Source organism: Streptomyces sp. NBC_01092 (assembly GCF_045039535.1).
In the GTDB taxonomy this organism is placed as follows: domain Bacteria; phylum Actinomycetota; class Actinomycetes; order Streptomycetales; family Streptomycetaceae; genus Streptomyces.
The window spans coordinates 750,442-772,293 of record NZ_CP108659.1 but is presented as its reverse complement, the minus strand read 5'-3'; the positions used below and the strand labels follow the sequence as shown (position 1 = coordinate 772,293).

At 72.0% G+C, this 21,852-nt stretch carries 21 protein-coding genes and 2 pseudogenes; 14 read left to right on the top strand and 9 right to left on the bottom strand.

The annotated features are described in order from the left end of the window. Positions 1-14: 14 nt before the first annotated feature. Together OG254_RS03260 and OG254_RS03255 are read right to left on the bottom strand one after the other, a co-directional pair. Positions 15-1,112, bottom strand: a complete 1,098-nt coding sequence (locus tag OG254_RS03260; protein WP_351185850.1) for a chemotaxis protein — start codon at positions 1,110-1,112, stop codon at positions 15-17. Between the two features lie 65 nt (positions 1,113-1,177). After that, positions 1,178-2,764, bottom strand: coding sequence for an alpha/beta hydrolase (locus OG254_RS03255; RefSeq protein WP_405577059.1), 1,587 nt, complete (start codon positions 2,762-2,764; stop codon positions 1,178-1,180). A gap of 270 nt (positions 2,765-3,034) precedes the next feature. Between OG254_RS03255 and OG254_RS03250 the strand changes: the two genes are divergently transcribed. Together OG254_RS03250 and OG254_RS03245 are read left to right on the top strand one after the other, a co-directional pair. Beyond that, a complete protein-coding gene (locus OG254_RS03250) occupies positions 3,035-3,673 on the top strand; it encodes a chaplin (RefSeq protein WP_405577058.1) in 639 nt (212 codons plus the stop codon). Between the two features lie 254 nt (positions 3,674-3,927). Next, positions 3,928-4,782 carry a GNAT family N-acetyltransferase gene (locus OG254_RS03245; protein WP_405577057.1) on the top strand — a complete coding sequence of 285 codons (855 nt, stop codon included), beginning with the start codon at positions 3,928-3,930 and terminating at the stop codon, positions 4,780-4,782. 65 nt (positions 4,783-4,847) lie between these two features. Here OG254_RS03245 and OG254_RS03240 read toward each other — a convergent pair whose 3' ends face one another. Further along, a complete protein-coding gene (locus tag OG254_RS03240) occupies positions 4,848-5,333 on the bottom strand; it encodes a nucleoside deaminase (RefSeq protein ID WP_405577056.1) in 486 nt (161 codons plus the stop codon). Positions 5,334-5,467: 134 nt separating this feature from the next. On the opposite strand from OG254_RS03240, the gene OG254_RS03235 reads away from it, so the two are divergent. Continuing rightward, positions 5,468-6,244: a GNAT family N-acetyltransferase gene (locus OG254_RS03235; protein WP_405577055.1), complete on the top strand. Its 777-nt coding sequence runs from the start codon at positions 5,468-5,470 to the stop codon at positions 6,242-6,244. 175 nt (positions 6,245-6,419) lie between these two features. Here the strand turns inward: OG254_RS03235 and OG254_RS03230 are convergent. Further along, a pseudogene (locus OG254_RS03230) lies at positions 6,420-6,587 on the bottom strand (GlsB/YeaQ/YmgE family stress response membrane protein); the annotation flags it as partial. A 17-nt stretch (positions 6,588-6,604) separates the two neighbouring features. Then, positions 6,605-7,180 carry a hypothetical protein gene (locus OG254_RS03225; protein WP_405577054.1) on the bottom strand — a complete coding sequence of 192 codons (576 nt, stop codon included), beginning with the start codon at positions 7,178-7,180 and terminating at the stop codon, positions 6,605-6,607. Positions 7,181-7,251: 71 nt separating this feature from the next. Here OG254_RS03225 and OG254_RS03220 point away from each other — a divergent pair, with 71 nt between their 5' ends. Then, positions 7,252-7,992 (top strand): phosphotransferase family protein, encoded by a 741-nt coding sequence (locus OG254_RS03220; protein WP_405577053.1) that lies wholly within the window; start codon positions 7,252-7,254, stop codon positions 7,990-7,992. Positions 7,993-8,017: 25 nt separating this feature from the next. On the opposite strand, the gene OG254_RS03215 is transcribed toward OG254_RS03220, so the two are convergent. Beyond that, positions 8,018-8,611, bottom strand: coding sequence for a hypothetical protein (locus OG254_RS03215; RefSeq protein WP_405577052.1), 594 nt, complete (start codon positions 8,609-8,611; stop codon positions 8,018-8,020). A 188-nt stretch (positions 8,612-8,799) separates the two neighbouring features. Here OG254_RS03215 and OG254_RS03210 point away from each other — a divergent pair, with 188 nt between their 5' ends. Next, positions 8,800-9,567, top strand: coding sequence for an ArsR/SmtB family transcription factor (locus tag OG254_RS03210; RefSeq protein WP_405594821.1), 768 nt, complete (start codon positions 8,800-8,802; stop codon positions 9,565-9,567). Positions 9,568-9,652: 85 nt separating this feature from the next. On the opposite strand, the gene OG254_RS03205 is transcribed toward OG254_RS03210, so the two are convergent. Both OG254_RS03205 and OG254_RS03200 read right to left on the bottom strand, forming a co-directional pair. Then, positions 9,653-10,093 carry an SPW repeat protein gene (locus tag OG254_RS03205; protein WP_405577051.1) on the bottom strand — a complete coding sequence of 147 codons (441 nt, stop codon included), beginning with the start codon at positions 10,091-10,093 and terminating at the stop codon, positions 9,653-9,655. Positions 10,094-10,228: 135 nt separating this feature from the next. After that, entirely contained in the window at positions 10,229-11,599 is a 1,371-nt protein-coding gene (locus tag OG254_RS03200; protein WP_405577050.1) for a cryptochrome/photolyase family protein, read from the bottom strand. Positions 11,600-11,806: 207 nt separating this feature from the next. Between OG254_RS03200 and OG254_RS03195 the strand changes: the two genes are divergently transcribed. Beyond that, positions 11,807-11,974 carry a hypothetical protein gene (locus tag OG254_RS03195; RefSeq protein WP_187284368.1) on the top strand — a complete coding sequence of 56 codons (168 nt, stop codon included), beginning with the start codon at positions 11,807-11,809 and terminating at the stop codon, positions 11,972-11,974. A gap of 49 nt (positions 11,975-12,023) precedes the next feature. Here OG254_RS03195 and OG254_RS03190 read toward each other — a convergent pair whose 3' ends face one another. Further along, positions 12,024-13,079: an acyl-CoA dehydrogenase family protein gene (locus OG254_RS03190; RefSeq protein WP_405577049.1), complete on the bottom strand. Its 1,056-nt coding sequence runs from the start codon at positions 13,077-13,079 to the stop codon at positions 12,024-12,026. 99 nt (positions 13,080-13,178) lie between these two features. Between OG254_RS03190 and OG254_RS03185 the strand changes: the two genes are divergently transcribed. The 8 genes and pseudogenes from OG254_RS03185 (at position 13,179) to OG254_RS03150 (ending at position 21,759) form a co-directional block, all read left to right on the top strand. Then, positions 13,179-13,535 (top strand): YciI family protein, encoded by a 357-nt coding sequence (locus OG254_RS03185; protein WP_405577048.1) that lies wholly within the window; start codon positions 13,179-13,181, stop codon positions 13,533-13,535. After that, complete coding sequence (locus OG254_RS03180; protein ID WP_405577047.1) at positions 13,532-14,725, top strand: RNA polymerase sigma factor; 1,194 nt, start codon at positions 13,532-13,534, stop codon at positions 14,723-14,725. The genes OG254_RS03185 and OG254_RS03180 overlap by 4 nt, the downstream gene beginning before the upstream one ends. A 158-nt stretch (positions 14,726-14,883) precedes the next feature. Continuing rightward, positions 14,884-15,654 (top strand): GntR family transcriptional regulator, encoded by a 771-nt coding sequence (locus OG254_RS03175; protein WP_405577046.1) that lies wholly within the window; start codon positions 14,884-14,886, stop codon positions 15,652-15,654. Between the two features lie 59 nt (positions 15,655-15,713). Then, complete coding sequence (locus tag OG254_RS03170) at positions 15,714-15,941, top strand: ferredoxin family protein (RefSeq protein WP_031480193.1); 228 nt, start codon at positions 15,714-15,716, stop codon at positions 15,939-15,941. A 14-nt stretch (positions 15,942-15,955) separates the two neighbouring features. Continuing rightward, positions 15,956-17,311: an ABC transporter substrate-binding protein gene (locus tag OG254_RS03165; RefSeq protein ID WP_405577045.1), complete on the top strand. Its 1,356-nt coding sequence runs from the start codon at positions 15,956-15,958 to the stop codon at positions 17,309-17,311. Continuing rightward, positions 17,308-18,150 (top strand): ABC transporter permease, encoded by an 843-nt coding sequence (locus OG254_RS03160; protein ID WP_405577044.1) that lies wholly within the window; start codon positions 17,308-17,310, stop codon positions 18,148-18,150. The genes OG254_RS03165 and OG254_RS03160 overlap by 4 nt, the downstream gene beginning before the upstream one ends. Continuing rightward, a pseudogene (locus tag OG254_RS03155) lies at positions 18,147-18,939 on the top strand (ABC transporter ATP-binding protein). Before OG254_RS03160 ends, OG254_RS03155 begins: the two are co-directional and overlap by 4 nt. Before the next feature lie 69 nt (positions 18,940-19,008). Further along, positions 19,009-21,759 carry a fumarate reductase/succinate dehydrogenase flavoprotein subunit gene (locus OG254_RS03150; protein ID WP_405577043.1) on the top strand — a complete coding sequence of 917 codons (2,751 nt, stop codon included), beginning with the start codon at positions 19,009-19,011 and terminating at the stop codon, positions 21,757-21,759. The last annotated feature ends 93 nt before the right edge of the window (positions 21,760-21,852 follow it).

Genomic DNA, 21,852 nt, shown 5'->3' with positions numbered 1-21,852 from the left:
TCGGCACCCCGGCGTCAGTAGCGCAGCACCCCCGCGATCCCGCTCGCGTCACTCAGTGTGCCGTCCGGTACGAAGCGGACCTCGGCGCCGGTCTCCAGGCACTGCTCGACGATCTCGTCCACGATGTCCTCGCGGGCGTCGAGATCGCCGCTCACGGCCGGGATCAGATGGTCGCCGCCCTCGCCGCGCACCGTCACCCGGTAGTTCTCCTCGACGGCCAGCAGCCGTACGCGGCCCTCGCGGGCGCTGCGCCAGACCTCGTCGACGCCGGCCGCGAACGCCTTGCGGCCCTGGGCGGTTTCGAGCTCGTGCATGACGTCGCCGGCGCTCTTGCGGGCCTCGGCGGTGATCCGCGGCTGGATCGCCTGCCACACCGCCTCTCGCGTGCCGTGCGCGAGCCCGCCGTGCGGGATGTGCACCGCGATCTTCGTACTCCCGCCGATCTCGGTCAGCAGGGACAGTGCCGCCTGCTCGCCGGTGACGTAGAGCGGTCGCGGATCGCGCCGCAGGATCGTGCTCATGGCCGAGTCGGCGTCCTTGAGGAAGTGGCGGGTGTCCTCGTCGCGGAACTTGCTCGGAGTGTCGCCGATCTGTTCACGGCGTTCGGCGTCGAAGTTCTCGACGGGCCGGGTCAGTGGGAAGCCGGCGAGGTGGGCCTCGGTGATGCGGTCGAGGCTGCCGTTCCACAGGGTGACGCGGTCGGCGGAGATCGACAGTACCCAGTACGGGCGCTCGGCGGCCTGCGCGGAGACCAGGTTGCGGGTCAGGAAGGTGTCCGAGAGCACCACGCGCTCGGGCACCGTGCGGGCGAGCGACCACACCTGGTGCTCACCAGGTGCGGCGAAGATCACCAGGCCGTCCTCGGCGTAGGTGAGATCGACCTCGGCGAGTGCCTGGTCGAGCTGTCGCTCGACGTCCGCCCTTCGCTCGCGGGTGACCGAGGGATCGGTCTCCAGCTGCTTCTTGGCCTCGGCCACGACATTGCGCAGCCGGACCTGGTCCTGGGCCCGATAGGGCTCTCGGCGATGCGTCGGCGTCAGCACGGACACGGCCGGATACGGGCGCGGGCGCCGCAGCTCGGTGAGGGTTGTGGGACTGAGTGCGTGCTCCATAACAGCACGATAGGGCGGATTCACCGATCGGGCATTAGGGGCAATACGATCACCCCGCCCCGGGTCTACTCGCTGTCGTCGTCCGGCCCGCAGGAGCTGCCGTCGGCAGGCAGCGTGCCGTACAGCAGGAAGCTGTCGACCTTGCTGTGCACGCACTTGGAGGATCCGTAACCGGTGTGCCCGCCGCCCTTGTTGTCGAGGACCACGGCCGACGAACCGAGGCGCTTCGCCGTCTCCACGGTCCAGCGGTACGGCGTCGCCGGGTCGCCGCGGGTGCCCACGAGGAGCATCTTCGGGGTGTCCACGTCCTTCACGTCGTCGCGTATGAAGTCCGTGCCCCTGGGGCGGCCGTAGCACATCAGCACCCCGCTGAGCCGGTACGGGCCGAAGACGGGCGACGCCCGGTAGTACTCGGCGCGCAGCCGGTCGAGGTTGTCGACGATCCGCCGGCCGGTGGGCCGGTCCGGGTCGTCCGCGCAGTTGATCGCCATCAGCGCCGCGGGCATGTTGTCGAGGGGGACGTCCTCCTCGTCCACCAGGCCGCCGCCGTCGGGATCGTCGGTCTCCTCGCGGCCGGCCGGCGCGGCCCCGCCGGCCGCGAAGGTCTCGATGGCGTGCGTGTCGCCGTCCTCGACCAGCGAGGCCAGGGCACGCTCCAGGGAGGGCCACAACTCCTCGCTGTAGAGGGCCTGTCCCATGGCTCCGACCAGGTCCTGCCCGGTGAACGGCTCGCCGAATGCGGACGGCACCGGGTCCTCGTCCATCGACTCGACGAGGCGTACGACCTGCTTGCGGGCCTCGCGCGCGTCCTGGCCGAACGGGCAGGCGATGTCCTTCACGCACCAGTTGATGAACTCGTCCAGCGCCTTCTGCTGTCCCTGCGCACCCGCCACGCCCTGTTCGGTCAGCGGCTCGGTCAGCGTGTCCACGCCGTCGAGCACCATCCGGCCGACCTTGTCGGGGAACTGCGCCGCGTACACCGCGCCCAGCCGCGTTCCGTACGAGAAGCCCAGGTAGTTGAGCTTGTCGTCGCCGAGGGCATCGCGCATCACGTCCATGTCGCGGGAGGCGTTGACCGTACCTATGTGGGGGAGCACCGGCCCGGAGTGGCGGGCACACGCCCGTGCCGCCTTCTGCAACTGGGTCAGGACGGCCTGCGGGTCGCGGTCGAGGTCCGTGCCGTCCTCCGGCAACTCGATGTCCTCCTCGCCGTCCCCGCAGCTGACCGGAGAGGACCTGCCGACGCCGCGCGGATCGAACGTCACGATGTCGTAGTTGTCCGTCAGCTCCATGAACTCCTTGCCGCCGGCCGCGAACTGGGGGACGCCGGAGCCGCCCGGCCCGCCGAAGTTGAGCAGCACCGAACCCCGCTTCTCGCCCGTGGCCCGGTAGCGGGCGAGCGCCAGATCCAGCGTCCCCGCGTGAGGGTGGGCGTAGTCGAGCGGAACGGTCACCTTCCCGCACTGGAGATCCTTCGGCAGTCCCTCACCCGGGCACTTCGACCAGGTGACCTTCTGCCCGTAGAAGCGGGTCAGACCGGGCTCGGGGTCGTCCGTGCCGGCCGACAGACCCGTGGCGAGCAGGGCGAGAGCGACCGCGCCGGTGACCGCGCAGCGTCGCAGCATGGGCCGCGTTGACAGCTTGGCCAGCATGAATGCCTCCAGGACGCCCGTCGCGGACCGGGAAACGGCGTCCTCGATCACGATAAGCGGGCCCCGGAAGGCACGCCTCCCGGCGAGCGGGACGGCCCGGGCAGCCGTACAGTGCACCCCTTGCGTTCCTATCGGGCGTTTTTGCCACTAGTTCGACAAACGTGCCACTCGATGGGGTGAAAGGCCGATAAGCCATAACTCTCATGGTTCGCCTGCGTTTTATCCGATGCGGGCGAGTGCCCGTGACCAATTCTGGAAGGCAGGGAACCTATGAGACGGGTTACCCGAAACGGTGTGATCGCCTTCGCCGCCTCGGGCGCGATGGCTGTGACGGTGCCGGCGTACGCCGATTCCGCGGCGGACGGTGCCGCGGCCGACTCGCCGGGGCTGCTCGCCGGCAACACCATCCAGGTCCCGGTGCACGTCCCGGTGAACGTGTGCGGGAACACCGTGAACGTGGTGGGGCTGCTCAATCCCGCCGTGGGCAACAAGTGCACCAACAAGGACGAGCACAAGGCGGGGGCGCCGTCGCACGGCGGAGCCTCGGCCAAGGGAAGCGGAAAGGATTCGCCCGGTGTCGTGTCCGGCAACGTCGTGGAGCTGCCGGTTCACGTCCCCGTGAACGTCAGCGGCAACAGCGTGAACGTCGTCGGCGTCGGCAACGCGGCGGTGGGCAACGAGTCGGAGAACGTCTCCGGCGGGCCCCGCACCAGGCCGGCTCCGAAGCCGTCCACCCCCAGGGCGCGTCCGCCCCGGTCGGTGCCGCCCGCGCACGTGCCGCACGCGCCCGAGGTGATCCTCGCCCACACCGGAGCGGACCGGACCGCCCCGACCCTGGCGGGCGCCACGGCTCTCGTCCTCGGCGGGGCCGTCCTGTACCGCCGCTTCCGCCCGAAGGCGGTGCGCTGACCCGCGCCTCGATGCGGTACGGCAGGCCCCACCCGGTGAGCGAGCGGTGGGGCCTTTGTCGTACCAGGTGAGGGGGGCCTTGCGAGGGGGGCCTTGCTCCGCGAGGCCGAGTGGACATCCGTCCGGCCGGTCCCCCTCGGGGTGCTTCAACGGCTTGATCATGCCGTGACGCCCTCCCGGCCGATCCGCGAGGATGCTGCGTGCGCGGTCGATCACCGCGCGTACGGAAATCCCCCACGGAACGGAGCGCATCCATGGCCTCTCCGGCCCCCGAAGACCTCGTGATCACCCAGGCCGGCCTCGACGACTGGCCGGTCGTCCACGGCTGGGCCGTCGACGAGGGCTGGAACCCGGGAGTCTCGGACCGTGCGGCCTTCTTCGCCCAGGACCCGGAGGGCTTCTTCATCGGCCGGATCGACGGCGAGCCCGTCTCCGCGATCTCCGTCGTCAATTACGGCTCCGACTACGCCTTCCTCGGCTGGTACCTGGTCCGCCCCGATGTGCGGGGCCGCGGCTACGGCCTCACCACCTGGAAGACGGCGCTGGCGCACGCGGAGAACCGCACGGTGGGCCTCGACGGCGTCGTCGCCCAGCAGGACAACTATCGCCGCTCCGGCTTCGAGTTCGCCCACCGCACGTTCCGGTACACCGGGACCGCGCCCGCCGGAGAGGCCCCGGCCGACGTGCGGGCGGTACGGCCCGAGGACGTCGAGGACGTCGCCGCCTATGACCGCACCTGCACGCCGGCCGACCGCCCCCGCTTCCTCGCGCACTGGCTCACCGGCCCCGGACACCACGCCGTCGTCCGCCGCGCCGGCGACCGCGTCACCGGCTACGGAGTGATCCGCCCCGGCCAGGACTGCCCGCGCATCGGCCCGCTCTTCGCGGACACCGCCGAGGACGCGCGAGCCGTGTTCGCCGCCCTGACCGCCGAGGCGGCCGGCGGCCAGGTCGCCATCGATGTGCCGGAGACCAACCCGGCGGGCGTCGCCCTCGCCGAGGAGGCCGGTTTCACGTCCTCCTTCGAGACGGCCCGGATGTACACCGGTGCGGTGCGGCCGTACGCCCAGGAGCGCGTCTTCGGCGTCACCTCGCTGGAACTCGGCTGACGCTCCTGAGGAAGGACCCCGGAACGCCGGCGCCCGGGCCGTACGGCACGCGCAACGCGTGGCCGTCAGCCCGTGCGCCGGTGGAACCGGAAGTGCAGCGCGCGGACGTCCTGCGTCAGTTCCGGCACCGGGCCCTCCACGGTCACGCCCGGCGCGACCTCCTGGATGGACAGTGGCCGTACCGGCGAGGCGGGCACTCCCAACTCGCCCAGCCATCCCCCGAGTTGCTCCGACGAGGCGACGTACACGATGCGTCCCAGGCCCACCCACGCGTGCGCGGCCGCGCACATCGGGCAGTGCTCGCCGGAGGTGTACACCGTCGCGGCCGCGCGCTCCTCGGGCGTCATGTGGGCGGCGGACCAGCGTGCCAGCTCGAACTCGGGGTGCCGGGTGCGGTCACCCGAGGCCACCCGGTTGTGGTCCTCGGCGAGCACCTTTCCGTCCGCTCCCACCAGCACCGAGCCGAACGGCTCGTCCCCGGCCTCCAGCGCCTCGGCCACGAGCGCGACGCAGCGACGCAGATGCGGCAGTTCGGTGTCCTTCACGACCATGACTCACGGCCCTCCCAACGGCGCGACTTCTCCCTGCGTACCCCATGGTCGCCGACCCGCGGCCGGAAGGTGACGTGGGACGCCCGAGCCGTAAAGGTCTTGCCCCGGCCGCGGCGCGGTGCTGGAGTGAGTCCATGGATCATGCCGCGGTGCTCTCCCTCTTCGACCGGGACATGCGTGAAGGCGCGCGGCCGGACGGTCCCGAATCCCGGATCGAGCGGGTGGGCGGCGTCGTCCGCCAGGTGTCGTCCGCGCACGGCTGGAACGGCGTCGTCTGGTCCGACCTGGACGCGGCGAGCGCCGACAGGGCGATAGCCGAACAGATCGCCCACTTCTCCGGGCTCGGCCGCGAGTTCGAGTGGAAGCTCTACGGCCACGACCTCCCGGTGGACCTCGGACAGCGGCTCAGGGCCGCGGGCTTCACGGCCCAGCCCGAGGAGACCCTGATGATCGGCGAGGTCGCGGGCCTGAACCTGGACGCCGAGCCGCCGGAAGGCATCCGCGTCCTCCCCGTGACCGACCCGGCCGGCGTCGACCTCGTCGCCCAGGTGCACGAGAAGGCCTTCGGCACCGACAGCTCCCGCCTGCGGCACCAGCTGCTCGCCCAGCTCGCGGCCGGCACGGACACGGTGGTCGCGGTCGTCGCCCTGGCCGGCGAGACCCCGGTGAGCGCGGCCCGGATGGAGCTGGTGCCGGGGACGCGGTTCGCCGGGCTGTGGGGCGGCGGGACCGTCGAGGGCTGGCGGGGCCGGGGCATCTACCGGGCGCTGGTCGCCCACCGCGCCCGTGCCGCCGTGGACCGCGGGTACCGGTATCTCCAGGTCGACGCCATGAGCGCCAGCCGACCCATCCTGGAACGGCTGGGCTTCGAGCCGCTGACCACGACGACGCCGTACGTGTACACGCCGTAGGTCGTCTGGTGCGGGGATCGGCGGCATCGCCCCTCGGGTGCTGCTGAGGGACCTGGCCGCGAGGCGGGGCGCCGGGGCCCTGGCGTGAAGCGGACGCGCGGCGCTCGTGTGAAGCGGGGCGCCGTGGAACTCGGATGACCGTGGCGGCGCCCCGCTCATGTCCTTGGGTGCGGCGTCAGCGGCGTGCCTTCGACCGGTCCAGCGCCGCGACGCCCAGCGCGGCGAGGCCGATCTGGATGAGCCACTCGACCCAGTCCACCCCGTCGGTGTCGGCCACGTCGAGGCCGGCCACGATCGCCGAGCCGAACAGCGCGGCCACGATGCCGACGAGGATCGTCCACAGGGACAGTCCGTTCCGCTTCAGTCGGCGGCCGGTGCCGGATCGGGCGTCGCCGCGGGCACGTCCGCGCCCCACCCGGTGGCGGCCACCACCTCCGTGGCGATGTCGATCACCGTGCGGCCGTCGGTCACCACCCGTACGTCGTCCGCCGGGGCGTGTTCGTCCAGGAGTCGCGCCTTGCGTCGGCTGCCCCTCACCTCGTGCTCCAGCTCGGAGCCCAGCTCCCGCCCGGTCAGCCGCCGTTCGGCCGTCTCGTCGGTCGCGGTCAGCAGAACCCGGACGAGCCGTACGTCGTCCCCCATGGCGCGGCGGAACATGGGCGCGGCCATGTCGAGCACGCTCGCGGTGTTCGTGTAGACGAGCCGCCGGTAGCCGAGCTCGGCGTAGTTCGCCCACACGGCGGCCAGGTTCCGCGCCGTGGTGCCGGCCCGGCGGGGGTCGTCCGGTGGCGCCGGATGGACGGCCCCCATGAAGTCGCCGTCGATCACCGCGTGCGCGACCTGCGCGGTCCGCAGCAGGGCCGACACCTCCCAGCCGACCGTCGTCTTGCCGACCCCGGCCCGTCCCCCGATGAGCAGTGCCTCCGCGTGGTCCATGCGGGCAGCGTGCCCGGGTGGGGGCATGCTTGGCCATTGGTTTTGTGGCGTGCTGATCGACGGAGGTGCTGATGGCGGAGCGGGTGCTCGGCGGCGGAGCCGTCAACGAGGTCGTGCGGGTCGGGACGACGGTGCGGCGCACACCGTCCGAACGGTCGGGGTATGTGCGGGAGCTGCTCGCGCTCTTCGAGTCCCGGGGGTGGGAAGGGGCCCCGCGGTACATCGGGACGGACGAGCGGGGGCGGGAGGTCTTCGGCTACCTGGAGGGGCGGGCGGCCGTCACTCCCCGGGAGCGGGCTGCGGCGTGCACGGACGCGGCGCTCGTGCGGGTGGCCCAACTCGTCCGCGCCGTCCATGACATGACGCACGGAACCCCGTCGGCCGGCGACCGGGACGTCGTGTGCCACAACGATCTCGCCCCGAAGAACACCGTCTACGCGGTGGAGGGCGCCGACTGGTGGCCGACGGCCTTCGTCGACTGGGACCTCGCCGCACCCGGTGAGCGCGTGCACGATCTCGCGCACGTGTGCTGGCAGTACCTGGATCTGGGCCCGGGCGTCACCGACGTGCCCGAGGCGGCCCGGCGGATCGCGCTCGTCCGCGAGGCGTACGGTCCGTGCGCCGGCGGCGAGGAGATCGTCGACGTGATCCTGTGGTGGCAGGACCGCTGCCTGCGGGGCATCGAGGCGGGCGCGGCGCGCGATGAGCCGGCCATGGTGGGGCTGCGGGAGCGCGGGGCCGCGGCCGAGGTGCGCGACGCCTATGCGTGGACGGCCGAACACCGGCGTGCACTGGGGGCGTTGCTGCTCTGACGCCGGGCAGGTCGACCCGGGTTCATCAGGCTTCGTCGACCCAGGACGCCAGTTTTCCGTCCGGGTGGAGCGCGACGTGCAGCCCGTTGTTCTCGCCGTAGGCGGCACGGCCGTCGGCCACGAGTGTGTCGAGCCGCTTGCCGTCGGCGAAGACGTCGGCCTCGTAGTGATCGGCCGTGAGCCGGAAGATCTTCGCCGTCGTCGAGCCGTCCACCAGCGTCGCGGTGCCGATCAGGACCCGTTCGGCGGCCGGCTTCGGCTCTGCCCGCTCGACCCAGGAGGAGACCTGGCCGTTCGGCCGGAGCGTGACGTGCAGCCCGTTGTGCTGGGCGTTCGTGGGCATGCCCTGGGTGTACAGGGTCCCGTACTTGGCGTCCTTGGCCCAGATCTCCGCCTCGTAGCGGTTCTCGCCGGTCTTGTAGACCTTCGCCCGGCTGACCTGGTCCGCGAGCTTCACCGTCTTCACGTACACGCGCTTGGCTTTGGCGTGCTGGGCCAGGGGCGGGACGTTCGCGGTGGTGTGGGCGGGGGCGGCGAAGGCGCCGGCGGCCGAGACGCCCAGCGCGGTGGTGACACCGGCGGCAATCAGGGCGGTGCGCAGGGTGCGAGGGGCACGCATCAGTGAGTCGTTCCTTCGGTGGGGGTTCGTTCCGACCTCCTCGAAGCTACGGACCGTCCATCAAGGGTTCCCGTACGTCGTGTAACAGTCATTCGGCGTATATAGCTCAGAACGGATAAAACGCCTCGATTGACATGCAGGTGATTGCCTGCATAACGTTGAGTGTGCGATCAGAGAGCGAACCCGCGATGGACAAGGTCTTCAAGGCGCTGGCCGACGACACGCGCAGACGGCTCCTGGACCGGCTGCACGAGGACAACGGGCAGACGCTGGGTGAGCTGTGCGCGCGCATCGACATGAAGCGTCAGTCGGTGACCCAGCACCTGGGTGTCCTGGAGGCCGCCCACCTGGTCAGCACGGTGTGGCGGGGGCGGGAGAAGCTGCACTACCTCAATCCGGTCCCGCTCCACGAGATCCAGGAGCGGTGGATCGACAAGTTCGAGAGCCCGCGCCTGCGCGTGCTGGGGGCAGTGAAACGACGAGCCGAGGAAGCCATGACCGACAAGCCCACATTCGTCTACGTCACCTACATCGAGAGCACGCCCGAGAAGGTCTGGGACGCCCTCACCGACGCCGACCTGACCGCCGCCTACTGGGGCCACAGCAACGTCTCCGACTGGCGGCCCGGTTCCCGCTGGGAACACGTCCGCACGGACGGTTCGGGCGTCGCCGACGTCGTCGGCACCGTCGTGGAGAGCGAGCGCCCGACCCGGCTGGTCACCACCTGGGCGGCGCCGGACGACGAGGGGCAGGAGGACAAGTACTCCAGGGTCACCTTCGACATCCGGCAGCACGCCGAGATCGTCCGGCTGACCGTGACCCACGAGGACCTGGCGGACGAGAGCGAGCGTGCCGACGCGGCCTCCGGCTGGTCGGCGGTGCTGTCCAACCTCAAGTCGCTGCTGGAGACCGGGCATGTGCTGCCGCAGGAGCCGTGGCTCGTGCCCGCCCACTGACTCGGGCCGCCGCGGTGCGTGCGACCGCGAGAAGGCCGGTCCGCGGGTGCGGACCGGCCCTCGTGTCCTGCTCTCCCGTGTGTCGCTACGGCGTCGGAGCGCTCCTCGCCGCCGTACCGGCGCACATCAGGCCCAGGAGTACGGCCAGCGCGCCGATGATGATGTTGTTCACGACGACACCGGCGTCCGGGCTGTCCCCGACCACCCAAGGCGCGATGATCATCCAGACGCCGATCGCGCAGAACGCCCAGCTGAGGCCGTACATGCGTTCCGGAGCCCGGGTGAATCCGAGGGCCAGCAGGCCGATCGCGATCCCCACGATCAGGTTGTGGGTCACGAGCGCGGGCTGGCTCGACGTGTAGTGGAGTATCCAGGGGGATACGGCGCAGTACAGACCGAGCAGGAACACCGGCCCGTCCAAGAGCGTCACATCACGACCGCCGAGCATGCGGGCGTAGCGCTCCCGCATCTCGGATACATCGGGGTGACTGGTTATGTCACCTCTGGTGGGCGAGACGTTGGCCATGACTCGTCTCCTTTGACTCGCAGGCCTGACCGCGTCTGGTGCGGTGTGCGGTAAGCGCCGCCTCGATCCATTCTGCGCTTATTTTTTCCTTATGTGTAGAGGTGGGAGGTGTGCGGGGCGGGTGGCAGCCGGTTCTCACCGCCCGCGGGCCTGCTTGAAGCGGGCAAGCCCGTCCGACAGGTCGACGATCGGGTCCGGGTAGCCGAGCGCGGCGCGCTCGTCGTCCGGCAGCCGCCAGGGCTCGTGCACCGCGCGCCCCTCGATTCCCGCCAACTCCGGCACCCAGCGCCGGACATAGCCGCCGTCGGGGTCGTGGCGCCTGGCCTGGGTCACCGGGTTCAGCACACGGTTGGGCCGGGTGTCGGTGCCGGTCCCGGCCACCCACTGCCAGTTGAGCTGGTTGTTGGCGACATCGCCGTCGACCAGCAGGTCCAGGAAGTGCCGGGCGCCGACCCGCCAGTCGACGTAGAGGGTCTTGGCGAGGAAACTCGCCGTCAGCAGGCGTCCGCGGTTGTGCATCCAGCCCTCGTGCCGCAGCTGGCGCATCGCGGCGTCGATGACCGGATAGCCGGTGCGGCCCTCCTTCCAGGCCGCGATGTCGCCGCGCGCCTCCCGCTCGGACCGCCAACGGTCGTGCCGGGTCCGGTAGTCGACGGTGGCCGCGTCCGGGCGGGAGGCGAGGACCTGCCGGTGGAAGTCGCGCCAGGCGAGCTGCCGTACGAAGGCCTCGGCACCCGGGCCACCGGCCCGGCGCGCGCGATGGACGAGTTCGACGGGGGAGAGGGTGCCGAAGTGCAGGTGCGGGGAGAGACGGGACGTGGCGTCGCCGGCGAGGTCGTCGTGGCGCTCCCCGTAGGAGGACACCCCGCCGCGCAACCAGGCGGTGAGCCGCTTGCGGCCCTCCTGCTCGCCTCCGCCGGCGAGCCCCTCCGACAGGTCCGGCACATCGGCACGGGAGGGCAGCGGCTCGGACCCGACGCCGTCGGGGACCCGCACCGTGCGCGGCGCCGCGAGCGCGTCCCGCAGCGGCTCCTGGGACCAGCGGCGGAAGTACGGCGTGAAGACGGCAAAGTGCTCCGAGCCGGCCGGCGTCACCGCGCCCGGGGCCACGGCGGTGGTCACGCTGTCGTGCACGTGCAGCCGCACCCCTTCCGCCTCCAGCGCACGACGCAGCCGCTGCTCGCGCCGCTGGGCGTGGGCGCTGACGTCGGACGCCATGTGCACCTCGTCGGCGTCCGCCTCGGCGACCACCTTGCCCACCTCGTCCACGAGGTCGCCCGCGCGAACGACCAGCCGGCCGCCCCGCTCGCGCAGACCGGCGTCCAGATCGTGCAGACAGTCGGCGAGGAAGGCCAGCCGGTTGGGTACCGCGAACCCTGCCTCGTCCACGGCACGGTCCCGCACGAACAGCGGGACCGTCCGTTCGGCGCCGTCCAGGGCCGCTCTCAGCGGTGGGTGGTCGTGCAGGCGCAGATCGGACGTGAACAGGACGACCGAGATGCTCATGTCAGGTACTCCAGGGAGTCGGGGATGTGGTCTGCTTCCCGGCCGGCGCCGACGCGGCCGTACTCCCGGACACCAGCAGGGTGGCCGACGTCCGTCGGAGCAGGCGCGAAGTCGTGAACATGTTCACGACGATGGCGGGCAGGCGATGACTACGAGGCAAGTCCGTGACCTGTGAGCCGAAGTCCGAATCTGGAGGTGCCTGCCGCTATGGGCGCGAGGGTGTTGGAGCGGTTTCCCGCGGGAGCTCCGCGCGGATCGTGGCCGGCCGAGGAATACGCGGCCGCGCGCCGCGCCCAGGGTGAGCCGGCGACCGTCGTGATGGACCTGAAGTCGGACACCTTCCTCGTCGTGGTCCCGACGCGCGACGAGGACTGAGCGGGCGTGACCACGCCGGGCGGAGGTCAGGGCCGCCCGGCGCGATGTCTCACGCCGGTCCGGCCGGGGCGGCGTCCGCCACCAGCACCTCCAGATGGGCCCCGCGCGACTCAGCCGTCTGGCCCTGCACCAGCAGGAACAGGGCTTCGCGCGCCAGGCGTTGCGCCGTGCCGGTCAGCGACAGTGACCGCCCGCCGCCGGCCACCACCCCGGCGGTCGTGGCCGTACGCATCAGCTCGGCCGCCCGGATGCGCAGCGCCAGGCGCTCCGCCATGCGCTCGCTCGTCAGGGGAAGGTCGGCCAATGCGTAGGCCCTGCCGCGGATCTCCTCCAAGCGGGTGCGCAGGGGTTGCGCGGTCGCCTCGTCCAGGGGGGCGAGCGCCGCTTCCGTGATGCCGAAGACCGCAGGGGAGGTGTCGACCGTCTTCGCGCGGTCCGTGACGGCCCACTCCTCGTACGGCATGTGCAGCGCGACGGCGTCCTGAGGCAGCCACAGTCCGTCCAGCTCCAGCGACACCGTGCGGGACGCGGTGAGCGCCGCGAGACGCATCGGCTCCGAGGCGCGTAGCCCCGGCTGCTCCCGGGCCTCGGTGAACGCGAACACCACCTCGCCGCCCTTGGTGACACCGGCGAGCAGCATCACGTCGTTCAGACCCCAGCCGGTGTACCAGGGCACCGTCCCGTCGAACCGCCACCCCCCGCGCTCACCGGTGACACGCACCGGCGTGCGCGGATACGACCGCAGATGCGCGTACGCCACCCCCGACAGCAGTTCGCCGCGTGCCAGCGGACCCAGCAGCCGTTCCCGTACCGGGCCCTCGCCGCGGGCCAGCGTCGCGACCGGCGTGTGGTGCTGCGTCTGCACGAACCACGTCGAGCAACACGCCCCGGCCAGGATCTCCCCCGTGCGCCGGGCCACCGCCGCGGGGGCCGCCCATCCGCCGTACGCCTGCGGTGCGCCCACGCCCAGCAGCCCCGAGCGCCTGATCGCGTCGATGTGGCTCTTGGGCACGCCCTCCTGATCGACGCGTTCGGCCAGCGGGGCGAGCACATCATGGGCGAGGCGGTGGGCGCGGGCGACGAGGGGGTGGTCCTTGGTGGTCATGGACGAAATTCTTCCGGGGACCTCGTGCGGGGTGTCGATTCCGGGGCGTGTCGTTCGTGTAGGAGGTGAGAGCACGCGACGAAGCCCGAGGAGGCCGTCATGAAGTACTACCTGCTCAATGTGATGCAGCCGGTGGGGGAGCGCCCGGCCCCGGAGGTCCTCGCCGGGATCGGGAAGAACCTCGACGCCCTGAACCGGGAGCTGCGCGAGGCGGGCGCCTGGGTGTTCGCCGGGGGACTGCACGGCCCGGAGTCCTCCACCGTGCTGCGGCCCCGCGACGGCGACGTCCTGGTCACCGACGGCCCGTACGCCGAGGGCAAGGAGATGCTCGGCGGCATCAGCCTCATCAAGGCGCCCGACCTGGACGCGGCCCTGGAGTGGGGCCGCAAGCTGGCTCTGGCGACGACCCTGCCGATCGAGGTGCGGCCGTTCATGGGCGAAGCCGAGGATTCATGACGCTCCCGGACGTCGAGGCCGTCTTCCGCGCGGAGTACGGGCGCGCGGTCGCCGTCCTCGTCCGCTTCCTCGGCGACATCGACCTCGCCGAGGAGGCGGTGCAGGACGCGTTCACCACGGCCCTGCGGCGCTGGCCGGAGACCGGCGTCCCGCCGAGCCCGGCCGGCTGGATCATCACCACCGCCCGCAACCGTGCCGTCGACCGGCTGCGCCGCGAGGCCGGCCGGGACGCACGCCACGCCCAGGCGGCCCTGGTGCACGCCGCCGACGCACCACGCGAGGAGGGCCCCGTGCACGACGAACGGCTCCGGCTCGTCTTCACCTGCTGCCACCCCGCCCTCGCCGTCCAGGCCCGGGTCGCCCTGACCCTGCGCCTGCTCGGCGGACTCACCACCGCACAGATCGCGCGAGCCTTCCTGGTGCCCGAACCGACCATGGCCCAGCGCCTGGTCAGGGCCAAGGCGAAGATCCGCAACGCCGGGATCCCCTACCGAGTGCCGCGCGACGCCGACCTGCCGGACCGGCTCACCGGGGTGCTGGCCGTCGTCTACCTGATCTTCAACCAGGGCTACGACGGTGAGGCGGACCTGTGCACGGAGGCCGTACGGCTCGGCCGGCTCCTCGCCGAACTCATGCCTGACGAGCCCGAGGTCACCGGGCTGCTCGCGCTGATGCTCCTCGTCGAGTCCCGCAGACGCGCCCGGCAGGACGAACACGGCGCACTCGTACCGCTGCCGGAACAGGACCGCGCCCGCTGGGACCCCGCGCTGATCGCCGAGGGACAGGCGCTCGTCCGGCGGTGCCTGCGCCGGGACAGGCCGGGACCGTACCAACTCCAGGCCGCGATCCAGGCCGTGCACAGCGACGCACCGGCTCCGCAGGCCACGGACTGGGGCCAGATCCGGCAGCTCTACGACCACCTCATGGCCCTCGCCCCCAACCCGGTCGTGGCCCTCAACAGGGCGGTCGCCGTGGCCGAGACCGAAGGCCCAGCCCCGGCCCTCGACCTCGTGGACGCGCTGGACCTCGACGGGTACCACGTCCTCCACGCCGTCCGTGCCGATCTGCTGCGCCGCCTCGGCCGCGACACCGAGGCTGAGCAGGCGTACGAACGCGCCATCGAGCTGTCGCAGAACCCGGCCGAGCGCGCGTACCTGGAGCGTCGGCGTCAGGAACTCGCCGGCGGGTGAACGCCGCGGCCGGGCGTGGTGGCGAGAGTGACCGGGCGTGGTGGCGAGAGTGGCTCCGTTGTCCGGGAAGCCGCAGGTCAGCGCCCTGGTGAAGGGTACTCAGGTGGCGCAATGATGCAGTAACACCATGGAGACGGCACCGTCGGTATGGTCACCGCATGCCAGCCGAACGAACCCGCGAGCACACCGCGCCGCTCGCCGCCGCACGCCGCCGACGGCTGCGTGCGGACCGGGCGCGCCAGCTCGCGGACCTGCTGCGGCACCTGGTCCTCACCGGAGGATTCCCCAGCGGCGCGCTGCCCCACGAGGACGCGCTCGCCGCCGACTACCAGGTCTCGCGCAACACCGTCCGGCACGCCCTGGACCTGCTGCGCGCCGAAAAGCTCGTAGAGCGGCTGCCCGGCGTCGGCACCGTCGTCGTCGCCGAGAAGTACCCGCACGGCCTCGACCGGCTGATGGGACTCGCGGAAACCCTGCGGGAACACGGCCGGGTCAGCAACGAGGTACGCACCATGGGGCCCGTCCCGGCGCCCGCACCCGTGGCCGAGCGACTGCGGCTGCCCACCGGCACCGACGTCCTCTACGTCGAGCGGCTCCGCCGGCTCAACGGGCTTCCGCTCTCCCTCGACCTCACCTATCTGCCCCTGGACATCGGCGGCGAGCTCATCGGCGCCGACCTGGAGAACACCGACGTCTTCCGGCTGCTGGAGCAGATCACCGGGCAGCCGCTCGGGCACGCGGAGATCACCCTGGAGGCCGTCAACGCCGACGCGCACTCCGCCACCGTGCTCCAGGCGCCGCGCGGCGCCGCCGTGCTGATGCTGGAGCGCCTCACCCACCTGTGCGACGGCAGGCCCGTGGACCTGGAGTTCATCCGGTTCCGCGGGGACCGGATCGCGATGAGCGGGCTGCTGCGCCGCTCCCTCTGAAGACGCGCCATCCACGAAGCGGTTCCTTCACCCCTCGCAGTACCTCACTGGAGACAGCCATGCCCTTGGTGCCCCAGCGGGCCGACGTGCCCGTGACCGTCGACGAGTCGAAGTGCATCGACGGCTGCACGCTCTGTGTCGACATGTGTCCGCTGGACTCGTTGGCGATCAACCCCGACAGCGGCAAGGCGTACATGCACGTCGACGAGTGCTGGTACTGCGGCCCCTGCGCCGCCCGCTGCCCCACCGGGGCCGTCACGGTCAACATGCCCTACCTGCTGCGGTGAAAGGCCCTCTCGCGATGAAACGCACCACTCCTGCCGCACTGCTCGCGGCAGCCCTGGTCAGCACTCTCGTCACCGGCTGCGGCGGCGACGCGTCGGCCGGCGACGCCACCCACGTCACCGTCACCGTCGGATACCAGTCCAAGACCATCAACACCGTCACCGCCGGCACCCTGCTGCGCTCCCTCGGCTACTTCGAACGCGAACTCAACGCCCAGGGCAAGCGCGACGGCATCACCTACAAGGTCGAGTGGCAGGACTACGCCACGGGCGCGCCCATCACCGCGCAGATGACCGCGGGGAAGATCGACATCGGATCCATGGGCGACTTCCCGCTGCTCCTCAACGCCGCCCGCGGCAAACAGCTGAACCGCCCCACCCGCCTGGTGTCGGTGACCGGCTACAACCTGCGCGGCGCCCTCAACACCGTGGTGACGGCGCCCCAGTCGAAACTCGGCTCGCTGAAGGATCTCAAGGGCAAAACCGTGTCCACCAGCATCGGATCGGCGGCCGACGGGACCCTCGTACGGGCGCTCCAGCAGGCCGGCCTGGACCCGAACGAGGACATCCGCAAGCTCAACCAGCAGCCGTCGGTGGGCGCTTCGGCGCTCCAGGCGGGCAGCGCCGACGCCCTCTCGCAGTTCGTGGCCTGGCCCGGACTGCTCGCCTTCCAGGGCAGGGCGAAGGCCCTGTACGACGGCGGCGAGCTGAACCTGCCGACCTTCCACGGAGTGACGGTCCGTCAGGACTTCGCCGAGCAGCGGCCCAAGGTGCTCGACGCCTTCCTCACCGCGCAGATCGAGGCCACGCGGTACCTGAACGAACACCCCGTGCAGGCCGCCGAGAAGGTCGCCGACGCCACCGGCCTGCCGCCCGAGGTGGTCTACCTCTACAACGGCAGCGGCGGCATCGCCACCTTCGACCCGGCCGTCAAGCCCGAGCTGGTCGCCGCGCTGAAGAAGGACGTTCCGGTGCTGCGGTCGGCGAAACTCGTGGGTGACGTCGACGTGGACGCTTTCGTCGACGACGGCCCGCTGAAGCGGGTGTACGGCGCCGAGTACGCCGAGCACCTCGCCGCCGCGCCCGAGCCCTCGCGCGACGAGGTCTGGCTCAAGGGCGAGGACCGCACCCGGGCCTTCGACTCGCCCGCCGCGCTGCTGGAGTTCGTCGCCGGGCACAAGGAGCAGGTACGGGCCGCCTACGTCCCGGACGCCACCACCGGCACCCGCTGGTACGCCGACAAGGCGGTCTGGGTGCGCGACGGCGAGGAACTGAGCCCCTTCGTCACTGCCTCCGCCGCCGGCGCGTACACCCAGGCCCACCCCGGCGCCCGTACCGTGTCCTACGCCGCCGCCCTGGAGCAGGCGTCATGACCGCGCTGACCGCCCCGCCGGGGAAGGCGTCGCCGCAGCCGGTGCCGCCGCGGCGCACCCACTGGCTGCGGCCCGTCGTACGCGTCCTGTCGCTGCTTGCGGCACTCGGACTGTGGCAGCTGCTCACCACGCTCGACGTCCAACTGTGGCTGCGGTTCGACCAGTTCCCGTCCGTCACCGACGTGGCCCGCGAGTTCGGGGAGCGGCTCGGCGACGGGGCGTACTGGCAGGACGTGACCGACAGCCTGCGCCGGATCGTCACCGGGTTCCTGCTCGCGGCGGTGCTCGGCGTCGCGGCGGGCGTGGCCGTCGGCCGTTCCCGCTGGGCCGCGGACCTGATCGGGCCGGTCCTGGAGGTGCTGCGGCCCGTCCCGGCCATCGCCCTGGTACCGGTGGCGATCCTGCTGTTCCCCAGCAACGAGCAGGGCATCGTCTTCATCACCTTCACCGCCGCGTTCTTCCCGGTGCTGGTCGCCACCCGGCACGCGGTGCGCGCGCTCGCGCCGGTGTGGGAGGAGGCGGTGCTCACCATGGGCGGCGGACGCGGACGGGTGCTCGCCTCCGTGGTGCTGCCCGGCGCGCTGCCGGGGATCTTCGGCGGGCTGTCGGTCGGGATCGGCGTCTCGTGGATCTGCGTGATCTCCGCGGAGATGATCTCCGGCGAGTACGGGATCGGCTACCGCACCTGGCAGGACTACACGGTCATCGACTACCCGGGCGTCTTCACCGGCATCGTCAGCATCGGCCTGCTGGGCTGGCTGACGTCCACCCTGGTGGAGGTCCTGGGACGCAGGCTCACGCACTGGCTGCCGCGGCGCGAGGGGAGTGCCACGTCATGAGCACGGAAACGGACCTCGCGACCACCGCCTCGCGGACCGACCGGCCGCCCTCCGGCGCACGGCTCGGCGTCACCGGGGCGCAGCTCGGCCGCCCGGGCGCCGCCGTCCTGCACGGACTGGACCTCGAAGCCGCCCCCGGCGAGATCCTGACCGTCGTCGGCCCGTCCGGGTGCGGCAAGTCGACGCTGCTGCGGACCCTGGCCGGGCTGCTGCCCGCGCTCGCCGGACACGTCACCCAGGACGGGCGGCCCATCACGGGCCCCGGCGCCGACCGGGCGCTGATCTTCCAGGAGGACGCCCTGCTGCCGTGGCGCACGGCCCGCGCCAACGTCGAACTGCCCCTGGCCATCCGGGGAATCGGCCGCACCGAACGCAGGGCCCGGGCGCAGGAGTGGCTGGACCGGGTCGGACTGGCCGGTCTGGAAGGGCAGTTGCCGCACCGGCTCTCCGGCGGACAACGCCAGCGCGTCCAGCTCGCGCGCGCTCGCCGGGCAGCCGCGCGCGGTCCTCATGGACGAACCGTTCGGTGCACTGGACGCCCAGACCCGGGCCGGCATGCAGCAGTTGCTGGTGGAAGCCCTGCACGGGACCGGCGCCACCGTCGTCTTCGTCACCCATGACGTGGACGAGGCCCTCTTCCTCGGCGACCGGGTGACGCTGCTCGGAGCGGGCGGCCTCACCGGGGTCCGGCCGGTGCCACGGCCTCGCGACCGCGGAGCTCGCGACGACCCCGCGACCGTGGCGCTGCGCCGCGACATCCTCGACTCCCTCGGTTCCCCGACGCCTTGAGCCTGCCCGGACTCGCACGTCCCCCGCGAGCCCCTCGGCCCCGCACGTCGTCCTGAAAGGCACCCCGCCATGACGCCCGCCCCCCTGACGCAGATCCCCGCCCTCGACTCCGCCGAGGAGCTGAGCTGCGACGTCCTCGTGATCGGCGGCGGCACCGCCGGCACCATGGCCGCGCTGACCGCCGCCGGGCGCGGTGCGTCCGTGCTGCTGCTGGAGAAGGCGCACGTGCGGCACTCCGGAGCGCTGGCCATGGGCATGGACGGCGTCAACAACGCCGTCATTCCCGGCCGCGCCGAACCCGACGACTACGTCGCCGAGATCACCCGTGCCAACGACGGCATCGTCGATCAGTCGACGGTCCGTCAGACGGCTGTGCGGGGTTTCGAGATGGTGCAGCGGCTGGAGTCGTACGGGGTCAAGTTCGAGAAGGACGAGCACGGCGAGTACGCGGTCCGCCAGGTGCACCGCTCGGGCTCGTACGTGCTGCCCATGCCCGAGGGCAAGGACGTCAAGAAGGTCCTCTACCGACAGCTGCGCAGGCGGGAGGTGCGCGAGAAGGTCCGGATCGAGAACCGGCTGATGCCGGTGCGGGTTCTGACCGCCGACGGCCGTGCGGTCGGCGCCGCCGCCTTCAACACCCGCACCGGCGCCTTCGTGACCGTACGGGCGGGCGCCGTGATCCTCGCGACCGGCGCCTGCGGCCGGCTCGGGCTGCCCGCGAGCGGCTATCTGTACGGCACGTACGAGAACCCGACCAACGCGGGCGACGGCTACGCGATGGCGTACCACGCGGGCGCCGAGCTCACCGGCATCGAGTGCTTCCAGATCAACCCGCTCATCAAGGACTACAACGGCCCGGCCTGCGCGTACGTCGCCAACCCGTTCGGCGGCTACCAGGTCAACCGGCACGGGCAGCGGTTCGTCGACTCCGACTACTGGTCCGGGCAGATGATGGCGGAGTTCGCCGCCGAGGTCGCCTCCGACCGCGGCCCGGTCTATCTCAAGCTCAGCCATCTGCCCGAGGAGTCGGTCTCGGCCCTGGAGTCCATCCTGCACTCCACCGAGCGTCCCACCCGCGGCACCTTCCACTCCGGACGCGGCCACGACTACCGCACCCACGACGTGGAGATGCACATCTCCGAGATCGGCCTGTGCGGCGGCCACTCCGCCTCCGGGGTGCGGGTCGACGACCACGCCCGTACGACCGTGCCGCGCCTGTACGCGGCGGGCGACCTGGCCTGCGTGCCGCACAACTACATGATCGGGGCGTTCGTCTTCGGTGACCTCGCGGGCGAGGACGCGGCACAGTACACCGCGTACGAGGGCGAGTTGCCGCGCGACCAGCTGGCCGAGGCCCACGAGCTGATCTACCGGCCGCTGCGCAACCCCACCGGTCCGCCCCAGCCGCAGGTCGAGTACAAGCTGCGCCGCTTCGTCAACGACTACGTCGCTCCGCCCAAGAGCGGCGCCCGGCTCTCGCTCGCGCTGGAGCACTTCGAGCGGATGCGGGACGAGATCGCGGACATGGGAGCGGGCACGCCGCACGAGCTGATGCGCTGCGCCGAGGTCACGTTCATCCGCGACTGCGCGGAGATGGCGGCCCGTTCCTCCCTCGCCCGCACCGAGTCCCGCTGGGGCCTCTACCACGAGCGCCTCGACCACCCGCTGCGGGACGACACGGCCTGGCTGCACCATCTCGACCTGCGCAAGGGCGCGTCTGGGGCCATGGAGTTCACGGCCCGCCCCGTCGACCCGTACCTCGTCCCCGTACCCGAGTTCACCCCCACCGGCGGCCCGTCCCGGGACCTGGGGGAGGTGCACCCCCTGCCGACGGCGACGGCGGGACGCGCGGAAGTGGCCCCGGCGGCGACCACCGGGCAACCGGGCGAGGCCGCCCCGGCCACCGGTACGACCCATCGCGCCTCGGAGACCTCCCGGGAACGGCTCCTCGAACTCGTCGCGCTCACCGAGGAGGAACCCGACCTCCAGGCCCTGGAGCCCTACCTGAAGGACCCGGACCCCGCCGTACGACTCGGCGCCGTGTCGGCACTGACGGAGACGGCACCTCCGGGCGCGGGCCCCGCGCTGGCCCACGCCCTGCGCGACGGCGACGGGCAAGTGCGTGCCGCGGCCGCCGACTCCCTGCGTGAGCTGGCCGAAGTCCTGCCCGCGGAGCCGGAGTTGCGCGCCCCGCTGCTGTCCGCCCTGACCGCCGCGGACCCGACGGCACGCGCCGCGGCCCTGGACGTGCTGCGTGCCCTGCGCCTGGGGGACGCGGCACTGTTCGCCGGGCACCTGGCCGCCCCGGACATCGACGTACGCCTGGCCGCCGTGCGCGCCCTGGTCTCGGTGGACGCGGTCGAGGCACTGTCCGAGGCGTCCGGTGACCCGGCGCGAGAAGTACGGGTCGCCGTGGCACGCGGGTTCGCGGCCCTGGCCCCGCGCATCGTGGGGGCGCTGCCGTCCGCTCTGGACGGCCTGATCCACGACCCCGACGCCCTGGTCCGTGCCGCGTCCCTGGAAGCCCTGGGTGTCCTCGGAGTCCCGGACGCACTCCTCGTCACCGTGACCGAGGCACTCACCGACCCGGCCTGGCAGGTCCGCGCGGGTGCCGCGAAGGCCTTCGGCGGGGCGGCGGCGCAGAACGGCGTTCCCGCCCTCGCCGGACTGCTGCGCGACACCGACGCCGATGTGCGCAAGGCCGCGGTGCTCGGACTCCTGCGGCACCGCGCGCACGACGACGCCCGTACGGCGCTGGCCACCGCGGTCGACGACCCCGACGCCGATGTCCGCGCGTACGCGGGGCGGGCGGCGCGCTGATCCGGCACCTCCTCGACTACCGGACGAATCGGGCACGTTGGTTGGTCTATACCTTGTCTGGTCTACACCCTTGACTGGTACAGACCAAAGCGG